Below are 19,958 nucleotides of genomic sequence, written 5' to 3'. Positions count from 1 at the left end.
CTCAGGCTTCCCTAAATTCGGTCCGAGCCAAGCCGTTATCGAGATTGATGGTGGTGCGCAGGCGCATGCGTTCGGGTGTCGGCGTCATGATCAACACCGCATCTATCTCGATCTTCAGGCCCACGGTTTTGTCGCCAAGGGTTACCGTAACCTTTGTTGCGCTGTCCTTGAGCCGCGGCTCGAAGGTGGCAAGCACCGAGCGGATCTCGCGCGCCAGGGCCTCGCGATCGAAGTCGCGGGAGGAACGGCCCGAGAAGGAAGGCACGCCGTAATTGACGACGCTGCGACGCACCTCCGGAAAATCTGCGAGCGACGGCGGGTTGTCCGCTGCCTGGTCGCTTTCAAGATCGGAAAGAAGCGGAACGGCCTCGAAGCGCTCGGTGTTGAACAAGGCTTCGATGTCGCGCCGCACGGCCTCCTTGAGCACACGAGCCGACACCACCACGCCGCGGCTTTCGATTTCGGCGCGGTGCTGGCTCTGAAAGGCCAGGCGGTGCAGGCGCCGCTTCTGATCGGCCGTCAGCTCCGTGTCGGCGTCGATGAGCCGCGCACTGGCTGCGACCAGATTGTCGAGTCGCTCCGCGCCGAGCTCGTCCTGCAAGGCTTGGCGCAGCCCGTCTATCTCGGAAGTCATGCCCGGCAGATCGTTTACGAGGCGGTCCCAAAGAGAGGGCTGGACCGCTTCGCGTTTTGCTCGCGAACTGCCGCCGCCCTGCAACGCGTCCGCACCGGGCCGCCGGGCCTCACTTGCCGACATAGACATCCATTTCGATTTCGTCGTTGTCGTCGTAGACGAACTTGATCTTCTTGTAAGCGAAGCTGACCTCTTCCTCGATCAGGTCTTCCTCATCTTCGGCCTGCGACATGTCGTATTCCATGATCGAGGCGTCGGTGAGCGTAACAACCAGGTAATCCTTGGTCTCGCCGTCAATGGTCCGCCGCGCCGAAAACACCACTTCGTCGAGCGCCTTGTTCTCAAACAGTGCCTTTTTCAGGTAGGGCGAGGACTTGTCATAGTGCTTGGTGAACTTGATCATCCCCAAGGAAACACGACCGCGACGAGACAACGAATTGGGATCGTAGGGTGCGACCATCTTGTAATCGACCCCATGGATTTCGATTTCGTCCTCGTGGCCGTCTCGAACGCTTGGGCCCTTGATATCTGGAACCTTCAGAAAGCCATCAATCTTCGTATTTGTGGGCATTTTCCTTCTCCACCGCTTTCAAAAACCAAGATGTTGTTTGTACAAATCAAGTCTTCACCGACGGAAGTTCCGACACCAGTCGGAGCGAGGCATTGATGCCCTCCAGCTGATAGTGCGGGCGCAGATAGAAGCGAGCATTGTAGTAGCCGGGCCGCCCCTCCACGCTGTCCACCTGGACCTCGGCGGCGGCAAGCGGGCGCTTGGCGCGCGCCTTGTCGTCGGCAAAGGCCGGGTTGGCCAGCACGTAGCGGTTGATCCATTCGGTCAGCCAGATCTGCATATCGGAGCGTTCCTTGAACGAACCGACCTTGTCGCGCGCGATCGCCTTAAGGTAATGGGCAAAACGCGACACCGGAAACAGATAGGGCAGGTTGGCGCTTAGCCGCTCGTTGGCCTGTGCATCGGGGTCGACCAGCCGTCCTGCCCTTGTCTCGTCGTCCTGCAGCGAATGCGCGCCAATAAAGGCCGCGAGATCGGTATTCTTTCGATGCAGGATGGGCATCAGGCCGAGCTTGGCCAGCTCAGCCTCGCGCCGGTCGTCGATGGCGACCTCTGTCGGACATTTCATCGCTATCGAGCCGTCATCGGTCGGGAAGCTGTGCACCGGCAGGTTGAGGACCGTGCCGCCATTTTCGACACCGCGGATCTGCGTGCCCCAGCCATAGAGCTTGTGGCTGCGGTTTATGTTCACGCCCATCGGAAAGGCGGCGTTCATCCAGACATATTTGTTGTGGTCGCCGTGTACCTCCTCCTCGAAGGTGAAGCCCTTCACCGGAACGGTGTCCGTGCCATACGGCAGTCGCGCCAGAACGCGAGGCATGGTCAGGCCGATGTAGCGCGCGTCCTCGCTCTCGCGCAGCGACTGCCAGGAGGCATAGGCCGGGTTGGAGACGATCTGCTGCAGGTCTTGCGGGTTCGGCAATTCCTGCCAGCTGTCCATACGGAACAGGCGCGGCGAGGCAGCTGCGATGAACGGCGTGTGCGCAGAGGCGCAGATCCCGGAGATGTTGCGCAAAAGACCGACGTCGCGCGGGTGGTTCGAGAATTCGTAGGCGCCGATCACACAGCCGATCGGCTCGCCGCCAAGCATCGAATACTCGTCCGTATAAAGTTTCTTGAAGATCGGGCTCTGATCCCACATCTGGCCCTCATAATCCTCAAGCGTGTCGGCCAGCTGCTCCTTGGAAATATTCATCACCCGGATCTTCAGCTTCTGATCCGTCTCGGTATTGTTCACGAGATACCACAGGCCACGCCATGTGCCCTCCATTTCGCGCACTTCCGGAGCGTGCAGGATCTCGTTGACCTGTTCCGACAGCATCTTGTCGATCCCGGCGATCAGCGACTTGATCGATTTGATCGCATTCGACGAGATCGTCGTTGTATCGGAACGCGTCTGCGCTGCGAGTGCGAGATTGCGCACCAATTGCTGCAGCTTTTCGCTGTCGTCCTTCTTGACCTTGAAATCCTTCTCGAGGAGCCCGCTGAATTCTCCGAGATCGATGGTTTCCGCCTCGGCGACGGCGGCGGTTTTTTGCTGTTCGGCCATGGTCATTCCCCTGCCTTGTCGTCCGCCAGCGCCTGGCTGGCGATCTTGCCAAGAAGCGGTTCGTTGTTCAGCAGTTGCGCAATGCGCTTTTCGGCATCCACACGCCCGTCCATGAAGCCGAGAAGTTCCTCGAGCTGGCGGCGCATCTTGAGGATTTCGGCCAACTGTGGGACCTGCTCGGCAATCTTGTCCGGCGCGAAATCGCCCATCTTGGTGAAGGTAAGGTCGAGCGCCAGCTCCTCGTCCCGCTCGGCGCCTTCGGCCTGAGGCAGCGTATTCTTCACGCGGGCTTTCACGCGTGGTCCAAGTGCCTCCATGAACCGCGGGAAACGGTTCGCATCGGTCTCGACAAAGGAGCGGTCCAGTACCGACTTCGACGCTTCCTTGGTCTGCGAAGCGCCTGAAAGGTCCGCCATGACGGCCATGACGAACGGCAGCTCGATTGTCGTTGGACTGCCATAGGTTTCCACGTCGTAGGCGATCTGCACCCGCGGCGCGCGATTTCGTTCGATGACCTTGGCTTTGCTTTCGGCTGGCATTGCTTGCTACCTTTCATCCTTCTGAGCCGTCTTCTTGGCATCGGGAACGCCGGCAAGCAGCCGGAACTCCTTCAGTCCCGACGGGGCGAGATCTTCCATCAGTTCAACAAAATCCATATGCACCATCCGGCGCACACGGCGGGCGAGGTGGGGAATCGGGCTCGACGGTTCGGTCCGGTCATAAAAGGCGACGACGAGGTCCAGGCATTTCACCACGTCGTCGCGCGAAGTAATCCGGTCGGGAAGTCCGGTGCTCGAGTCAGCGTAGCTAGCCACACTTGCCATAGTATCGGCTCCATGACCGTTTCGGGCAGGCATTACCGGTTCTGCCGGCGAAGCGGACGGCTTTACTGCGCCATTCGCCATCGCGCCGGCAGCCGAGTTGCGCTCGAGGGTTGTCAGCAAACGCTGCAGGAACCGTTTTAATTCCGGAATGGTGGTCCCGCCGCTGCCTTCAAGGCGAGCGTTGAGGGCTGTCTCGACGGCTTCCAGTGCCGCAACCGCCGCGCGCGCATCGGTAATGAGCGACTGCATTTCCTCGTTGGCTTGATCCGCCTGTGCCGCGCACCCGGCACGGACACGGTTCAACAATTGTCCATGCGCACTGACAAGCGCTGCTTTTTCGGCCGCGTTCAATCCTGACGCTGCTTCTTGTAGCATGAGGCGGTCGTCGAGCGCAGCTTGTTCCAAATCGCGTCCGCTGATCGGTCCGATCGAGCGTGGCGCAAACAAAGTCATTTGCCGCAGGTTGGCCAACAGCCCGTCCTGACCATTTTGAAGGTCGAGCAGCGCATTGATGCGGCGCAAGGCGGCTTCGCGAGGCGACGTGTTGGGCCGCAGCGCCGGGTGCATGGTTTCCCAATGCTGGTCGAATGTCCGCCCAATAAGCGTCAGACCCTGGGCCAACCCGACCAGTCCATGCTCGTTGGCCAGCGCGCGTGTGACAATTACAATCAGGCGCAGGTCGCGGCCACGCGCGCGCAATTCCTCGGCCTTGGTGATTACTGCTGGCCAGTCGACAGGAATGGTGCTTTGCGAGACCGGCTTGTTGTTGCCGTCATGGACAACCTTGACCTGAGGCTCTGTCAGGCGCTCCAGTTCGTGAAACGCCGGATCGTTACGCAAATCCTCTCCCGACGGATTTTCACCGTCGAGCGGAGCAAGCCAGAGTGCGACGTCGATCACACCGATCCCCCAGTCACCGGCCCTGAGGCCGAACCTGCCGCTACGTTATCACACGGTTGCGCTTTTCCACAATTCAGCGAGTACGGAAAAAATTAACAAAAGCTAATGCAGCCTTGTCTTGATTGTTGAATCCGCCGGCGTGTTTGCCGGGCCGTGGATCGGGAATGCGTCTCACCTGGGCTGTCAGGCTCGTGGTTGTTTGCGGCCGCGATGCGGCATCTTCGACGAATGATGGGAGCCCGCATAACGGGGCATCGAAACCTTTGTTCATCCCGCACTTTGTCAAGCGGCTGCTTATGTGGCAGGTTATCGACTTGCAGAGTGCAGGAGCACGTTCGATGGAACAGCGCCGGTCATCGCAGAGCTTCAAGCGCAAGGAACTGGTCGGCAAGCTCAACCCTCTAGGGTTGCGCGCCTTCAAGGCAGCGGCTGACAGTGCCAAGCTGCGCGGCAATCCTTACGTCGAACTCGTCCACTTCATCGAGCAGCTGGTGCTCTCCGACCGCTCGGATGTGCAAATGATGATTGCCGATGCAGGACTGGATGCGAGCCGACTTACGGCCGATATGACGCGCGCGGTGGACAAGCTGCCCTATGGCGCAACCTCGATCGAAGAGTTTTCCGACCATATCTTCCACGCCATCCAGGAGGCCTGGAATCTGGCAACACTGGAATTCGGCGTGGAGGAGGTCCGCAGCGCACATGTTCTGCTTGCTTGCCTGAAGACACCGGTGCTGGAAGGCCTGCTGTCGAAGATCAGCGGCGAGTTCGACAAGATCGACGCCGACGCCGTCGTGACGCGCTTCGCCGATGTCACGGAGGGCTCACTCGAAGCCGGCGCTGCGCCAACGGTCACCGCGACAGAGGCCCCGCGGCGGACTCCGGGCGGGGATTCGGCATTGGCCAAATACGCCACCGACCTGACCCAGCGCGCCCGCGATGGAAAGATCGACCCGGTCGTCGGTCGCGATCCTGAGATCAGGCAGATTGTCGACATATTGATGCGACGCCGGCAGAACAACCCGATCCTGACCGGCGAGGCGGGCGTCGGCAAGACTGCAGTCGTGGAGGGTTTTGCTCTGCGCATCGCCAAAGGCGATGTACCGCCCCCACTGCAGGGAGTGAGCGTGCGCATGCTCGACGTCGGATTGATGCAGGCAGGCGCTAGCGTAAAGGGTGAATTCGAAAAACGGCTGAAGGCCGTAATCGACGAAGTTCAATCCTCTGAATCGCCGGTCATCCTCTTCATTGATGAAGCCCACACCCTGATCGGCGCCGGTGGTGCTGCCGGAACCGGCGACGCTGCCAATCTGCTCAAGCCGGCGCTGGCACGCGGCGAGCTTCGCACGATAGCGGCCACGACCTGGGCGGAATACAAGCAGCACATCGAGAAAGACCCGGCACTGACCCGCCGCTTCCAGGTGGTAAAGATTGACGAGCCTTCGGAATCGGTGGCCATCCTCATGTTGCGCGGCGTGGCCGGCGTCCTCGAACAGCACCACAAGGTTCAGATATTGGATGAGGCGATCGACGCGGCGGTCGGCCTGTCACATCGCTACATCCCGGCGCGGCAGCTGCCGGACAAGGCGGTCAGCCTTCTCGACACCGCCTGCGCCCGTGTTGCGGTATCGCAGCACGCCACGCCAGCCGAGGTCGAGGACATCATGCGCCGCCGCCAGGCGCTGGAGGTCGAGCGCGGCATTATCGGCCGCGAGGCTGCAATCGGCATCGAAGTGGCCGAGCGGCAGGCACGGGTCGAGGCTGGGCTTGCCGAGACCGAACGCACGCTCGCAGCCGCGCAGCAGCGCTGGGAGCGCGAAAAGGCGCTGGTGGCCGAGATACTCGAATTGCGTGCAAGGCTGCGCGGCGACGGCGTGCCGCTCGATGCCGTGGAAGGGCACGAGGCCGCCACGGAGACCAAGAGCGGGGAGGTGCCTGAGACCGAACTGTCCAATGTCGAGGCGAAGGTTCCGGCGGCAGGTGGTCCTGCGCCTCCCGATCCGGCTGCCGATCTCGCTCGGCTGCGCGAACTGATGAGCGAACTGGCCGAGGCGCAAGGCGAAACACCGCTGATCCTGCCATCGGTCGACCGCAACGCCGTGGCGGCCGTGGTTCAGGACTGGACGGGCATCCCGACGGGCCGGATGCTGTCGAGTCAGACGGAGAAGGCGCTGCGGCTCGCGGTCACTCTGTCCGAGCGCGTTGTCGGACAGGATCATGCGATGGAGATGATCGCCAAGCGCGTGCAGACCAGCCGCGCCGGTCTCGGCGCTCCGGAAAAGCCAGTGGGTGTATTCCTGCTTTGCGGCCCCTCGGGCGTCGGCAAGACCGAAACCGCTTTGGCACTGGCCGAAACGCTCTACGGCGGAGAGCAGAACCTGATCTCGATCAACATGTCCGAATTCCAGGAGGCGCATACGGTCTCTACCTTGAAGGGCGCGCCCCCCGGCTATGTCGGCTACGGCAAGGGCGGAATTCTCACCGAGGCGGTGCGGCGCAAGCCCTATTCGGTGATCCTTCTCGACGAAGTCGAGAAGGCGCATCCGGACGTGCACGAAATCTTCTTCCAGGTGTTTGATAAAGGGATGATGGACGACAGTGAAGGCAGACGGATCGATTTCAAGAACACGCTGATCCTTCTCACGTCGAATGTCGGCTCCGAAGTCATCATGGACCGCACAAGGAATGGCGCGGTACGGGCAGGGCTCGATGAACTGGACACCGCATTACGCAGCCCGTTGCTGAAGGTCTTCCCAGCGGCCTTTCTCGGCCGGGTGGTGACCATCCCTTACTTTCCGCTTTCCGATTCGATGATCGAAGCGATCACACGTCATCAATTTGCTAAGATTGCTCGCCGGCTGCGTGCAACCAACGACGCGGAATTGGTAATCGGCGACGGTGTCATGGATCTGGTCAAGACCCGCTGCACGGAAATTGAATCGGGCGGCAGGATGATCGACGCAATTCTGACCAACACGCTCCTCCCGGAGTTGAGCCGCGGTGTGCTGAACCGGTCGCTCGCTGGTGAAAAGATGACAAAGGTCACTGTTGGCGCCTCAGGCCAAGGGTTTACCTATTCCTTCGAATAGGAGCGCGAATATTATGGCGGCTCCTTTCCTCGGCTGTGGCGAGCGTTGCCAATGTTACCATCAATGCGGCTGCCTGAAATGTCATTTCCCGACCCATGCCCCCGACTGAATGTCCTCATTCCGCTCATGATCAGGAGTGCAGGTCAATCACGTCCGACAAAACGCAAAAAACCGCTGTCAATACCAACTTCTTGCGATGGATTTGCGCGGCGGGGATAGGCAGGCTTCGGGGCGAAGGAGTGCCCGCCATGACCCTCCTCGCTTACAGCCTCGCCGCCGACGCACAGGGAACGTGGAGAATCGTCTTTGTGCCTGACGATCTGCATCTCTATGTGGAATTCAGCCGGCCGAACGCTGGGTCAAATCCGGTGCACTGGCAGTGCGTGGATGATTTCCTTGCGTGGCGCCCTACAGGTGCGCTCCACAAGGATGCGCTCGATCGCTTGGTTTCGCTAATTTGCCAGTCGATGAGCGGCCCCTAAACGAAAAAGCGACGGAGTGATGCATTCGACAGTGTCAGGCCTAGCCGTTCCAATGTTGCAGCTCCACGCACGCACCAGCTCAAAGCTTGGTTTCTTTCTGAGGAGGCGCGCTGGGATCAGGACAATCAGGATGTGGCAAGTTTTCACACGGAGAGGGCTGGTCGCGAACGCCGCCATAGTGTTTCACGAGTTTTGCGAAACCGTAGGCGAAGGCGAAAAGAAGCGCGAGGACAACCGCTATTCGGACGGCCATGGGGTATTGTATCAGGATCCCGCTCCGGAAGGGCGCGGATCACTTCCCTCGCGCAATTTCCTTCGCGAGATCCCCCGTTTCACGAAGCCCTGTCGCTGATCTCGTCAACCAACCGGTTCGTCGCCGAGCGTGCATTTCATAGCTCAAAATCAGACCGAGAGAGCGTACCGCTAGGAGCGAACAAAAGCCCGCCGCACCTTTCGGCACGGCGGGCTCTGTTGGGACGATTCCAAGGCTACGCGGCTACCGCGTGCGAACTGCGTTGAGGGCGATTCCATGGGTGTCTTGTTTCAGGGCAAGATTTTTGGCAAGTTCTTCGCGTTTTGGGAGAGGGCAACAACCATGAAATCATTTTGCGTGGGCAGCGTGTCCGTTGCAGCAATGGCGATTTGTATCACCTCATTCGTTTCAACCACCGTCCACGCCGGTTCGATCGCTTACGAAACTGGGTATCAGAAAGCCGCGTATTTGAATTGTTCTCAAACAGTTTACAACGAAGACGCTTTCGGAAAATTTATGGCCCAAGACGATAAATATATAAATACCCGCGATTATAAGCGTGGCTTTGCCGCGTTGGAAGCCGGCCTGAAAAGTGATCACCGCAGCAAAGTGTGCTTCGATGCCGCTCGCGCCAGCAGTTCGTGGACGGACCGCTGACTGGCGTCGCCCGTCCGGACCGACAAGCCTCACCCGCAGTTTCTGCTCATCTTCTTCCATCACAAGGTGTCCACCTATTTTGGTGGACACCTCATGCATCAGAGCACTCAACAGGTGCAGGGAAATTCGCGCTTACGTTCAACGAACTGAGACGCCTCGCTCTACTGACCCCATCATGCGGCGGGCTAACGTCGACCGCGAAGAGAAGCGCGTGACCCGCGGGGCGACATGGTCCGGTCGATTATCAGGAGGAGCTTGACCTCGATGACCCCAATCAGAGAAGCCTGCTAGACGAGATCAGGTGGGAGCGGCGGGACAGCTCCGTGACAAACAGAGTCGGGGCTCCTCATTGAAGAGCCGCAGCTTCGGTCTGTTCTTGTCATGCGCCTTTTTTGCCCTGAGCATTTGAGACGTCGCGTCGGAGCCTTTCCGGGCCACTGGGCCGTATACGCGCTAGCGCGCTCAGCTTTAGCTCCGACTCCAGCCCTGGAAAGCCAGCCAGCGTATAGGCCGCGGCCATCGAGCCAAACCGCTTTTTGAACACACGGTATATGGGCAGAGCGGAGTCCGCATTAATCAGCGACAATGTGAGGTGCCCGTGAGCGGCGCGCAGCCGCCGAAATCCGTCTAGAAGCTCTTCGTTCGAGTACTTTCGCAGAGCTCCCCGCCGATCCGGTACGTAGCCGACCGCCGCATAGACCGCCTTCAAGCTGCCGAAAAGCCGGACATAGCACTGTCCTGACGCAGTATACGGACAAGCATTGATCACGGTGAGGCTGAGTCGTTTCTTCTCTTTCAATAGCCGCTTCAGATTCTTGAGCATTTCGGGCTTTGTATAGGTGTATCCGCGTTTTCCCCTTGCGAGTTGCGCCCTCCGGAATATTTGAACCGTTACAATGGGCTCCATGACCCGGATTCGGACCCATTTATCGGGAGTGTTGGGCTTTGATTGGCTGCTCATACTATGCGACGTTCGGTTGTAGACATAGTAGCCTATCATCAACTCGCTTTTGAGAAGAGATGCGACGCGCCCGGTCGTCCACACATAGCCGTATGTGGAGGGCACTCCTTCCTTGTTCAGACGAACCGATATGCCGGCCATGCTCTGCCCTTCAACAACAAACATGTTGAAGATGCGCCTCACAAGCTCGATTTCGTTTGGCGGGCCGGGCACAAGGAGAACGCGGTCGCCAGCGAGCCCCTTCTGTTCTCCAGGGCCGAGAAGGCATCTGGGCTCGCCATCTTTATCCAGCAACAGTCGCCTGACGCCGTAGGGCACAGGTCCGCCCTGGCTGAATCCGAGACGAGCCTGCTGCAGGTGCGCTCTGGAGACCTTTGAGGATAGCTCGCGGCTGTATTCGCTTGCCATCACCCGTTTCATATTCTTGAGGATCGCAGACACCATGCTGCCGTCGTTCTCGAATTGTTCGCCGCAATATTCCACCGCGACGCCTGCATCACGACAGAGAAACTCGTAATGAGCGGACTGGTCCGTATCCGGAAAGCGGCCCCAGCGGCTGACGTCAAGGACGAGGATTGCCGAAAAAGTCTTTTGGCCAGTCACGACATCGGCCAGTAACTGCTTCAGTCCGTCGCGACCTCTTATGCTCAGGCCGCTTTTCCCAGCGTCTTCGTAGGTTTGGACGATAGTGTATCCGCGCCGCGCCGCGTACTCCGTAATGGCCATCGCCTGGTTCTCCAGCGAATAGCGTTGATGTTCAGTCGACATGCGAAGGTACTGTGCCGCACGAATAGGGCGCGCTGTCTGCAACTCGAAAGCCATGGGTTCTCCTTGGGCTTGAACAAGCCCAGAGACACCAAATGTCTTTCAGAACTCTGTCGCATTCGGTAAAACCCTATTCGGCGGCCACGAAATTGGGCGCCCAGATCTCCTAGCAAATGGATGATTGGACAGCGCAAGTTAGCGACCTAGTGTCTTGCGGTCGCAATCCGGATTGCCGGCCGGTCCCCAGCCTTGAATGCAGGTAGGCAAGTAGCTTTGCCGGCGCCAGCGGCCTGACAAAACTTTCGTCGATTCCTGACTTCAGGAGCGCGTAATGCTGGGTCTTGGCACCGGGCGCGATCAAAGCGACCACGGGGGGGTGCGGGCATCCTGCGTGAGCCGGCTACAGCTCTGCACCATGTCGTTGTCCGGCCGGCAGTCCAGCACCAGTGCGTGGACCGGCGTTTCAGTAGTCATGTGGAGGATTTCATCGACGTTGCTCGCCAGCGCACTGGTAAAGCCGTCCACCGCAAGGACATGGCTGAGGATCAGATAGAATTCTGCGTCATGTGAGCATATCACGATCAATGGCTTCATGGCAGGCAGAGAAGCCGATGGTTTGCGGTCACTAGAAAAGGCGGAGCGAGGAAAATTGAAGTACGAATGGGCGGACAATCCTCACCTGTTTATACCAGTAACAGCCTGCGTCGTTGTATTGGCGCTGAGCTTCGCAGCTATGTTCATCTCACTCGCAAGCATAATTCTGCGAGCAGGTTTCTATGGTTCAATTGATGAACACAACCTTCCTTGAAGCGAGTGAACGGGAAACCGGGATCCCAGGCTTCATGCTCAATTTTGGTCACCCCGCTTCCAGATGGCGCGTCGTACAATAGCATATGGCGCTATGGTCTTTATCGGCACCTTCGGTGTGATGGCGCTTATTTTGATTGTTTTCGGTCACCCATCCTAACCGGAATTTCAAACTGACCCACTACCCGCCGCCGTGGTGCTTGTCGGCACCTCCACCGGCTTTTTCGAGTTCCAGACCTTCTCGCATCCTATCGCCGGAATGCCTAGCGTCGCTCCCTGCTTGGAGACCCCTCCGGTCGCTCTTGACGTGAGCTGATCCTGAGCGGCATTGCGTCGTCGTTGCGGGTGAGCATCGCTGCCGAAACCGGACATCCGGCCTTTCATTAGGCGCAATAACTTTGAAACAAATCCTGCTGGCAGGCGTTCCAGCATAGCGGGCGGGTTTCCGGAGGACCCAATGCCCGACGAATACAATGACATCGTCATCCCTCAAGACCACGACGCATTGCCACTTCGGGAGGAGGAGTATTTCGTCGTCTGCCCGGCGTGCGGCCAGGCGTTCGACATCAGGTGTATGGCAGAGGCGCTTCATCACAACGAGCTGGGCCATCAGCCCTACGACCTCGACTCGTAGTCGGCGGTTTTCGAGGACCGAACGTCGAGCCTGATCGAGACCAATATCAAGCGTAAGTTCTCGCTCATCTGCCGGCGTTGCCGACTGGTCAGCTTACAACGAATCCCTGTCGCGAGGGCGTAGCTTTGCCGGCACGCTGTGTCGTGACAGACACCTTGCAGGCTTTCAGCGACGACTTTATTGCCGTTGCGGTTGTTGTCGATGTGGCCGTGGCGCCGTCACCGACCGGTTGTTAACCCAGGGGAGGGCGCTTACTCCACCGCAACCATGTCGTCCAGTTCCGTCGCGACGCACCGAAGCAGACTTTTTGCGGGCATCGGTGGCGGGACGAACATGTGATCTCCATAATGGATACGAGCCGGCGCGCCCATCGCGTCTGACCGGCGACCAACCGCTCGCTGCAGAGAAAGTTCCCGTCGAGCGGGATGCCCCGCGCCGACACCGGCTGTTGTCTCGCCGGAGCGTTAACCCGTTGAAGTCCGGCGATGCTTTCTCAGCCGAGTGATCGCCGACTTGTCGACAGTAATCACCCCGCCGCAGTCAATGCGCACAGTGAGTTTGTTCCCTCCGCAATCGATGCGGGTGACGTCCCCAACAAGAACCACTCGGTCGCCGGCGCGGACTTTGGGTGGCGGATCAATCGTATAAGGATGGTCATACGAAGGAATGCTCACCCTGGCGCGCCCGCTGGGGAGAATCGCGATGACGATACCTGCTAGCGCAACCTCATCGCCGACCTCAAATTCACGGGGCATGTTAACGTGCAGCATGGTGTTCCTCCCGATGCTTTCCTAATTCACGCTTTGCTAAATTAATGCCCGGCCAACCAGGTTGGTTGCTTGCAATCGACTTCGTACGGTTCCGCACAATTCCAGCTGGGGTATGCACTCCCAGTTGGCCTCGGATCGGCCTTGTGTGCGTCAATTCTACAGAAATGGTTTTAACATTTCAGCGATGACCTTGGCGCGCCCGCCCAACCACGTGTTAGCGAAGCGACGGACTTCCTCTCGGTCCGGCGATGGCCATAAAATGGCTGGTTCGCGTTCAGGCACGTGGCTCCGGCAAGTTCGAGGAACGCCGACGCCAGCAACAGGTATCGCCTGCTGTTCCCAAAGTGACGGCTCCCTCGGAGCGGAAGTTGAACACCGGCCCACCGTTAGGTCGGGCTTCCAAACGACATAAAAGCCGCTCGACGGCTTTACCTGCCACCCTGGCTATTGGAGCCGGCCCGTCAATGCGGGTGTCGTGCGCCTAAGCGCGAGTCAAATTCGTTTTCAGCTCGGGATATCAAGGCCAGCGGCGCTCTCATCCGGTAATATTCAGCCAGGCCATATGTTGTTCGCTATCGTTGCACATGGGAAGCTCCGATCGGGGGACATTTCAATCACAATGGCAACCGGACAGACGCTGGAAGCGCCGAGCCTGAAAGGCTAGAACGATGACACAAGCTTTGCCCTTCTTCGCGCCAGGCTTCGAGCTTTTTGGCGAGCGATCCTGAGCTCGGGCAGCGTTGGCTGCCACCAGCCTCGTTGCCGTTCTGCTAACTCAGCAGAACGCCGAGCGGGCCATGTTCTAATCAATTCAGCCAACGTCGCCGGACGCCATCTACCCCAGACATGGTCGACGTTCGCCTCGATCAACTGCGGGTAGAACGCTGCTAACTCCGAGGCGTCGACGAGTTCACCCGAAATCTCGGTGAAGACGACGATGCCGTATTGCTCCGTCGCCACGGGAAGGCCAAGCCGGGGTAAATCGTGAGCAGGCAATGGATAGCGACGTCGCGTGCGTTCGGCATACTGCAATCTAGCGGCTTTATATTCCTCGGAGTCTTTGGACGCTTCCCGTCGCCGTTTCCTCTCCTCCGGTTCTGCGCGGCCTGCGGCCCTTTCGATGCTTGGCCAATGGCGCCTCAACTCCTCGTATGAGCGGAAAGGCACCCTCCAGGCCCGCAGTTCGTCGTCCCAGCTCGCCCATGGAACGGCTCGCAGTTCCTCGAGGACCGTCCGCGAATATGGCGTGCGGATGCGCAGGTCGTCCGCGATTTCCAGATACCGGCTCGACAGGGGATCGAAGGCGAAAGCATCCCGTCCCTTGCTGTCATCGTGTGCTCCTCGTAGGTCCGCCTCTTGCGCAAGCCAGCGCTGGATCCGCCGCGCTGCAGTCTTTCCCGGCACGAACCAGCTTTTGCGCTCGTCACTCCACCTGGCGCGCGGGAATGTCTGTCGAAACCGCTCAAACGCCGCGCGATCGTACGGAAAGCGCGCTTCGGCACCAGGAGCTGTCTGCGGTGAAGCAGGGACGTCGGATTTTTCCATCAGATTGCGAAGCACAACATTGCTCCCAAAGAACGCGGTGCAGGTCATTTGGGTCCGAAAGCACTGCAACGTACGGTCAGAGCTGCAAGGGGAAGCCAGGAGGCGATCGGCGAAACTGCTCAACGCGCTGGCGTGGCGAAACCTTCGCCGCGCCGGACCGTTTACTCTGCTCCAGGAGAGGTCCACTCATGCCCAGACGAGATGCAAAAAACCCAACCGCCAGACGGCCAACGAGCCCTCGTTCGCGTCCCCTGAAAGGCGAGGAGACGGAAGTGAACCACATCGTTGAAACGCAAAGTGTGTCGCCAGCCCAGGCGCGAGAGCTTGTACGGCGCCACGGAAACGATTGGCGTAAGATCGATGAAGCCGCCAAGTCCTATAAGGATGACAGCTAAGCACTTCCAAGCCGGGCGAAGGGAGCTTTGTCACGGGAACGGCGGAGTTGCAAAATCGAGCGGATCGGCTTGGGTGCCGAATGATCACCATCGCAACCTTCAACGCAAAACGGCGTGGCAGCGATCTGGCCCGGGTTCATGTTGCTCGTCTTGAGCAGACGCGCGGCCCTCTACACGTAGGACCTGAAAGTAGGCAGATGGTTCGGCAAACGTCATACGCAGGCCAAGCGCAAGTTCGGGCCGGTGGCACAATTTCGCGCTTCCACCAGTGAAGGATCGCCGTCGCTCACTTGCCATCGGGTCTCGGCACCGACGCGCCAGAAATGGAGTTCGAGGCGATTTTTGCCCAGGCGCAAGTCGTTCAAGGTGAGTTCGTCTATCCAGTCAGGCAGCCTGGGATCGATGTACAGCTTACCATTTGGAGCGTCGGGCTGAAAGCCGATGATCGCCTGCAGAAGCGAAAAACAGGATCCGGCCGCCCATGCCTGCGGAACGTTCGCTCCCTTATATTGCACGGGGAAGGTCGTAGGCGTTCGCGGCAACCCGGCGAACAGCTCTGGCATGCGATGTTGCATGAAGTAGATTGCGGCGCTGCTCACGTCGCGAGAAAGGCGACATGCTTCCGCAAAAAAGCCATAGCGCCGGAAGCCGAGCGCGATCAGCCCGTTGTCATGCGGCCAGACGGAGCCGCGTTGATAGGAATGTGGATTGTAGGCCGGGTGATCGGCCGAAAGTGTCCGTATTCCCCAACCGCTCCACATATCCGGCCTCATCAGCCGATGCACCACCCTGGCGGCTCGGTCGGGTGGGACAATTCCCGACCAAAGACAGTGACCGGGGTTGGAAGCGACGCTCAGCACCGGCTTCTTGTCGCCATCCAACGCGAATGCATAGAAGCCGGATGCCTCGTCCCAGAAGACTGGTTGAATCGATCGAACAAGCTCTTGGCTTTGAGGCGAAGCTGCCCGGCACGATCGCCATCGCCTCTGGCATCGAAGATTTCAGCCATGCGCTGCCAAGCATCATAGACATAGCCTTGCAATTCGCACAGCGCCTTGGGTCCCTTCACCAGGGTGCCATCGGGATAAACCAAAGCGTCACCGGCGTCTTTCCAGCTCTGGTTCTCGTACCCCGCAGCCGAGCGGGTTTCGTATTCCTGGAAACCGTCGCCGTCACGGTCCCCATACTGGTCAATCCAATCCAGGCACTTCTCGGCCGTTGCGATGTGTCGTTCGAGCAGGCCCGCGTCGCCGGTGCAACGCCAAGTGTTGTGGAGCACGATAAGATACAGAGGCGTAGCATCGGCCGTGCCGTAATAGGGCGTATGGGGGATCAAATTGAAATGGGCGAGTTCGCCGGTGCGAAGCTCATGCATTATCTTTCCCGGTTCCGCATCGCGGTAGTCGTCGCGTTCGGTGGCCTGAAATCGCCCCAAAACGTCCAAGGCGCCGCGCGAAAAATCTGGGTAGACCAAGGCATTCTGCAGAGAGACTATCAGGCTGTCGCGACCGAACAGGCTTATGAACCAGGGCAGTCCGGCGGCTGGCACGTATTCCAGTTCGTCCGTTCCTTCGATCGGCAGCCGCAGCGCGGCCATGTCTTCGACCGCCTGATGGTAGAAGCGGTGAAATTCGCCATTGGAACAGTTGAACTTCAAGGCGCTGCGTTGCCATCCGGCGAGGCGTTTTGCAGTTTTCGACTCGAGGCATTTGTCAATGCAGACTCGCGGCGCGCGATAGATTGTCTCGCCATTGCCAAAGTCATAGAGAAGGCAAGCATGCCATTTCGCGCCCGGTTCGAGCTTGATATCGAAGCTGATCCGGCCATTGGCATAGACGGGCTTTGAGGCCATCCGGCGGACCTTGACAATGACGTCTCGCTTGAAGTCTCGATTCACGTAGGAGGTACGAAGGCTCGCCGCTCTGGACAGCCATTCCGTCGTAATACGTCCTCGGCGGACGATCGCGTCGGCCTTGACTTCGAAAAGATCGGCAAAGTCGCTGCGCATGGCAACTTCCAAATTGAAGCGCACTGACATTTGCCCGTGGTTTACGAGTTCAAAATCCTCATGCAGCCCCCCATCCAAGGCGCGGCCGATTACCAGCCCCAAGCTGCCTGCTGGCACATGGTTCGTTTCCGTCGCGAACCCCTGATTGACCAGATAGATCTTGGCGGCGAAGTAGGCGATGTTTCCGGAATTGAGGAGGTCCCATGCTTGCCCATTGGCAAAGATCTGCCAGCTGGATATCAGGCGTGTGTCAGACGCATATAAGCCGTTATAAGTGGGCCAGGCGATCTGGCCATCCGGTTCGGTGACAAGGAAGCTGCGTCCCTGGTTAATCGCCAGACGCGGCGGTCCGACTGTGATCTCCAGCGTCATTGGTTCAACCGTCACCCGACCGATTTGCATCCATCGGAACAGATTGAACAGCCAATGTCGGCCGCCGCCGCCATCTTCGGCCACGAGAACTCACGTCTGCCTTGAACGCCTGCCCCCAGATTGTCCCGAAATCATGCAGGCAGGCGAACAACGACCCGGTCATCGACGAGCTCGAACAATCTGACCTTCGAGCACATACCCGTGAACAGAGGCGGACAAACCCGCCCCCTCCAGCAGAACTGTCAAGCCTGCTCTGGCGAGCACATCCTCCAGCCGACCCACAACGAGGCGCGGCGGGCCTCACCTCATTCATCACCAGCAGCTGGGTGAAACTGTGAGCCCCCGGCCATTGCGCACGTCTGCTGCTCGCCACCAGGATAGAGCCGGCGATCTGGCATCCTCTAACGCGCGAGCCGGAGAAAGATGGACACGTTCTGGCGAGGTCCGGCGACACTGCAATTTGGTCGCTGCGACGGCACGCGTCCATCCGGAGTTGTCCTCGACCGTCTTTCATCAAAATAGTCGCCGGCTTCAGGTGCTTGCGGGCGCCAACCTGCGACGTGCCTTCAGATCAAACTGGTGTATTCTCGGCGACTGTCAACGAGGAGAACGGCAGTTGGACGCATTGGTGATGATACATAGACGCCTCTGAGCATCTGAAGCAGTGCAGGCCGTGCCCAGGCCAAAATGGCTTTGACAGTCATGGTGTTGCCACACTGGCGATCTGGGCTATGACGCTGTTCATCCAGCTCGCCGAGCACCGCGATACTCAGGCTGTGCACGCCAAGATGGACGAATTGCTTCGCGCAGTCGTCGATGCCGACAATGAGACGGCGAAGATTGACAAGAAAAAACCAAAAGAAATTGAGGCGCAACGACAGCAAAACAGCAATGAAAATGAGCCCAGCCAAGGGACTCACTATATTCCCGGCCGGATCCCCCCATGTCCAGAACTCTCATTGTCGTTGGTTCGATCGTAGTTGCCATAGGCCTGTTGTGGCCCTGGTTGTCGCGGGTCGGTCTGGGCAGATTGCCCGGTGACGTCGTGATCCAACGTGAGAACTTCACGTTTTGTGCTCCGATCGGCACCGGGATTCTTATCAGCATCGTGCTTTCGTTTGTTCTGTGGCTGCTCAACCGGTAGGGAGGACGGCGAGCCCGCGTCGCCGGAGGACGACGCGGGCCGATCGAAGCTATCCGATCCGGCAGCAAAAAATATAAGGGAAAGAGTTTGCTGCCAGGACAGACCTTTCCCTGCGCGCCGGTGTTCCATCGCATGAGTAAAAAAGCCCGCCGCACAGTTTGATGCGGCGGGGCCGATCAAGCGCTATTGCATCGGGCGGGGGCTCTGGGTCGGGCACGCCCTGTGCGCGCGGATCACAGGGATTTTAGATTAATCGGCTGCAATACGTCCACCAACCGACGGTTGGACAATACGACGCTTGATTCCGAGAACTTTTCTCAGGGGCAAGATAGTTGCCGGAACTCAGCCTTGGCGCGGCACGTTGCTAAGTCGTTGACCTTCGCAAAGGACGCAAGCAATGGCGAAAGACATATCTCGCGAGGAAGAGCAACGCGGCACCGAAAAAGTTCTCTTCTGGGGCGCTGCAATCGCCCTTGTCCTTTTTGTGTCTCTGGTGACCATCGCCCTCATCGGGACGTCCTGATCTGTTTCGACAGCAGGATTGGACCGGTGGGCGCGAGGTCTTGCCGGGCTGCTAGGCTAGAAGCCGCTCCCATCCGCCGTTTGTCGTCTCGATCCCGAGTCCAGCAGCAACGCGCGGAATTCAGAAAAATTAATCGCGCGGGTCCTGCAGCAAAACTGTCCCAATCCGAGCCGATCGGCTGTCCTTCTCTGGAGAGGAAAAGCCACGAGAGGACGCTACAGGCCTAACTTCTCCCGCAGCGCATCAATGCGTTTAGAAGCTTCCGCCTTGCTAAGGCCGTCAGCATAGGCGTCAGGCTCGTCGGCCTGTTCGGCCAGAGTTTTCAAATTGGACGCTTGTGCGGGGGTCATTGGATCGTCTCCGCTGACCCAATCTTCCGGGTCCTTTTCGACATTTGCCGACGCCTCGATTTTTGGGTTGTGCCGGTCGACCATGCTCAATCTCCCTTGATGATCACCACAATGAGAATGATCATGATTTGTTCCGCCACCGTGCGGCGTGGGCCAATCGCACAGCTAGGCCGCTCGGCGCCTCACTCAAGATATTGCTAAGTATCGATGAGCCCGCTTCCTCCAATCGATGGATGAAGCCGATCGTGGGCCGGTGCTACTTTGATGCATCGCGCGACTTACCCGACAAGTGCTGGCTCCAGGGGCAAAATATGAGCAAGAGGACTCTCATTGCCATCGCAATCCTCGCGATCAGTTTCGGCTGTGCCGAAGCCAAGGACCGTAAGGTCGAAACCCCGACCCTGGGCACGTACGCCAATTCGAAGAACCTGCCGGTTTGCACCGCGTCAAGCTCAGTCTTCGAAGTCCTCGGCGATAAATGTTTTCTCGTCCCAGGTTCGATGATCTATGGCGACATCGCCGAACTCTCGCAGACAATCACCTTGAGTTGGTAGCCGAAGCAACAGCCTCCCAGCGCAACCTCCATTCTCCGGTATGACGTTGCCCTTGCAGGTGCTGCCGGCGCCCCTGATACTGACCAGCGCAATCTCCAGTCACCACGGGCCTCTCGAAAATTCTTGTGCCGTCCGCACCTGCCGTCGAGCGTGTCGCGCCAACATAGCAGC

At 58.9% G+C, this 19,958-nt stretch carries 21 protein-coding genes; 9 read left to right on the top strand and 12 right to left on the bottom strand.

Annotated elements, in window-relative coordinates:
• Position 1: 1 nt before the first annotated feature.
• The 5 genes from tssE to tssA are packed head-to-tail and all read right to left on the bottom strand — an operon-like array spanning position 2 to position 4,478.
• Positions 2-757, bottom strand: a complete 756-nt coding sequence (gene tssE, locus NKH98_RS23415; protein WP_352902146.1) for a type VI secretion system baseplate subunit TssE — start codon at positions 755-757, stop codon at positions 2-4.
• Positions 744-1,205 (bottom strand): Hcp family type VI secretion system effector, encoded by a 462-nt coding sequence (locus NKH98_RS23410; protein ID WP_352479412.1) that lies wholly within the window; start codon positions 1,203-1,205, stop codon positions 744-746. Before NKH98_RS23410 ends, tssE begins: the two co-directional genes overlap by 14 nt.
• 46 nt (positions 1,206-1,251) lie before the next feature.
• The gene (gene tssC / locus NKH98_RS23405) at positions 1,252-2,754 is read right to left on the bottom strand and encodes a type VI secretion system contractile sheath large subunit (protein WP_352479411.1); all 1,503 of its coding nucleotides are present in this window, start codon (positions 2,752-2,754) and stop codon (positions 1,252-1,254) included.
• Positions 2,755-2,756: 2 nt separating this feature from the next.
• Entirely contained in the window at positions 2,757-3,293 is a 537-nt protein-coding gene (gene tssB / locus NKH98_RS23400; RefSeq protein ID WP_352479410.1) for a type VI secretion system contractile sheath small subunit, read from the bottom strand.
• Positions 3,294-3,299: 6 nt separating this feature from the next.
• Complete coding sequence (gene tssA, locus NKH98_RS23395) at positions 3,300-4,478, bottom strand: type VI secretion system protein TssA (RefSeq protein WP_352902066.1); 1,179 nt, start codon at positions 4,476-4,478, stop codon at positions 3,300-3,302.
• A 338-nt stretch (positions 4,479-4,816) separates the two neighbouring features.
• Between tssA and tssH the strand changes: the two genes are divergently transcribed.
• From tssH to NKH98_RS23380, 3 genes are all read left to right on the top strand, one after another.
• A complete protein-coding gene (gene tssH, locus NKH98_RS23390; RefSeq protein ID WP_352902064.1) occupies positions 4,817-7,567 on the top strand; it encodes a type VI secretion system ATPase TssH in 2,751 nt (916 codons plus the stop codon).
• Between the two features lie 248 nt (positions 7,568-7,815).
• The gene (locus tag NKH98_RS23385) at positions 7,816-8,049 is read left to right on the top strand and encodes a hypothetical protein (RefSeq protein ID WP_352902062.1); all 234 of its coding nucleotides are present in this window, start codon (positions 7,816-7,818) and stop codon (positions 8,047-8,049) included.
• A gap of 529 nt (positions 8,050-8,578) precedes the next feature.
• A complete protein-coding gene (locus NKH98_RS23380; protein ID WP_352479406.1) occupies positions 8,579-8,959 on the top strand; it encodes a hypothetical protein in 381 nt (126 codons plus the stop codon).
• 379 nt (positions 8,960-9,338) lie between these two features.
• On the opposite strand, the gene NKH98_RS23375 is transcribed toward NKH98_RS23380, so the two are convergent.
• Together NKH98_RS23375 and NKH98_RS23370 are read right to left on the bottom strand one after the other, a co-directional pair.
• Complete coding sequence (locus tag NKH98_RS23375; protein ID WP_352902052.1) at positions 9,339-10,742, bottom strand: recombinase family protein; 1,404 nt, start codon at positions 10,740-10,742, stop codon at positions 9,339-9,341.
• Positions 10,743-11,042: 300 nt separating this feature from the next.
• Positions 11,043-11,279 (bottom strand): hypothetical protein, encoded by a 237-nt coding sequence (locus NKH98_RS23370; protein ID WP_352902059.1) that lies wholly within the window; start codon positions 11,277-11,279, stop codon positions 11,043-11,045.
• Here NKH98_RS23370 and NKH98_RS23365 point away from each other — a divergent pair.
• Positions 11,278-11,493: a hypothetical protein gene (locus NKH98_RS23365; protein ID WP_352902057.1), complete on the top strand. Its 216-nt coding sequence runs from the start codon at positions 11,278-11,280 to the stop codon at positions 11,491-11,493. The two genes, NKH98_RS23370 and NKH98_RS23365, sit on opposite strands and share 2 nt — an antisense overlap.
• A gap of 456 nt (positions 11,494-11,949) precedes the next feature.
• Complete coding sequence (locus NKH98_RS23360; RefSeq protein WP_352479403.1) at positions 11,950-12,126, top strand: hypothetical protein; 177 nt, start codon at positions 11,950-11,952, stop codon at positions 12,124-12,126.
• 464 nt (positions 12,127-12,590) lie between these two features.
• On the opposite strand, the gene NKH98_RS23355 is transcribed toward NKH98_RS23360, so the two are convergent.
• The 4 genes from NKH98_RS23355 to NKH98_RS23340 form a co-directional block, all read right to left on the bottom strand.
• The gene (locus tag NKH98_RS23355; protein WP_352802035.1) at positions 12,591-12,896 is read right to left on the bottom strand and encodes a hypothetical protein; all 306 of its coding nucleotides are present in this window, start codon (positions 12,894-12,896) and stop codon (positions 12,591-12,593) included.
• Between the two features lie 660 nt (positions 12,897-13,556).
• The gene (locus NKH98_RS23350; RefSeq protein ID WP_352902143.1) at positions 13,557-14,441 is read right to left on the bottom strand and encodes a hypothetical protein; all 885 of its coding nucleotides are present in this window, start codon (positions 14,439-14,441) and stop codon (positions 13,557-13,559) included.
• Between the two features lie 607 nt (positions 14,442-15,048).
• Complete coding sequence (locus tag NKH98_RS23345) at positions 15,049-15,765, bottom strand: amylo-alpha-1,6-glucosidase (RefSeq protein WP_502894308.1); 717 nt, start codon at positions 15,763-15,765, stop codon at positions 15,049-15,051.
• On the bottom strand, positions 15,690-17,300 hold the full coding sequence (locus NKH98_RS23340; RefSeq protein ID WP_352902053.1) for an amylo-alpha-1,6-glucosidase: 1,611 nt from the start codon (positions 17,298-17,300) through the stop codon (positions 15,690-15,692). Before NKH98_RS23340 ends, NKH98_RS23345 begins: the two co-directional genes overlap by 76 nt.
• A gap of 647 nt (positions 17,301-17,947) precedes the next feature.
• On the opposite strand from NKH98_RS23340, the gene NKH98_RS23335 reads away from it, so the two are divergent.
• From NKH98_RS23335 to NKH98_RS23325, 3 genes are all read left to right on the top strand, one after another.
• On the top strand, positions 17,948-18,196 hold the full coding sequence (locus tag NKH98_RS23335; protein ID WP_502894305.1) for a low affinity iron permease family protein: 249 nt from the start codon (positions 17,948-17,950) through the stop codon (positions 18,194-18,196).
• The gene (locus NKH98_RS23330) at positions 18,160-18,360 is read left to right on the top strand and encodes a DUF2905 domain-containing protein (protein ID WP_352902051.1); all 201 of its coding nucleotides are present in this window, start codon (positions 18,160-18,162) and stop codon (positions 18,358-18,360) included. Before NKH98_RS23335 ends, NKH98_RS23330 begins: the two co-directional genes overlap by 37 nt.
• A gap of 397 nt (positions 18,361-18,757) precedes the next feature.
• On the top strand, positions 18,758-18,883 hold the full coding sequence (locus NKH98_RS23325) for a hypothetical protein (protein WP_302895698.1): 126 nt from the start codon (positions 18,758-18,760) through the stop codon (positions 18,881-18,883).
• A 215-nt stretch (positions 18,884-19,098) separates the two neighbouring features.
• Here the strand turns inward: NKH98_RS23325 and NKH98_RS23320 are convergent, their stop codons facing one another.
• Positions 19,099-19,317, bottom strand: a complete 219-nt coding sequence (locus tag NKH98_RS23320; RefSeq protein ID WP_352902048.1) for a DUF3072 domain-containing protein — start codon at positions 19,315-19,317, stop codon at positions 19,099-19,101.
• 227 nt (positions 19,318-19,544) lie between these two features.
• On the opposite strand from NKH98_RS23320, the gene NKH98_RS23315 reads away from it, so the two are divergent.
• A complete protein-coding gene (locus NKH98_RS23315) occupies positions 19,545-19,787 on the top strand; it encodes a hypothetical protein (RefSeq protein WP_352902046.1) in 243 nt (80 codons plus the stop codon).
• Positions 19,788-19,958: the final 171 nt, after the last annotated feature.

Origin of the sequence: Mesorhizobium sp. M0833 (genome assembly GCF_040319905.1) — a bacterium.
In the GTDB taxonomy this organism is placed as follows: Bacteria; Pseudomonadota; Alphaproteobacteria; order Rhizobiales; family Rhizobiaceae; genus Mesorhizobium.
The sequence above is the reverse complement of the archived record's forward strand: the minus strand, read 5'-3'. Positions and strand labels throughout refer to the sequence as shown.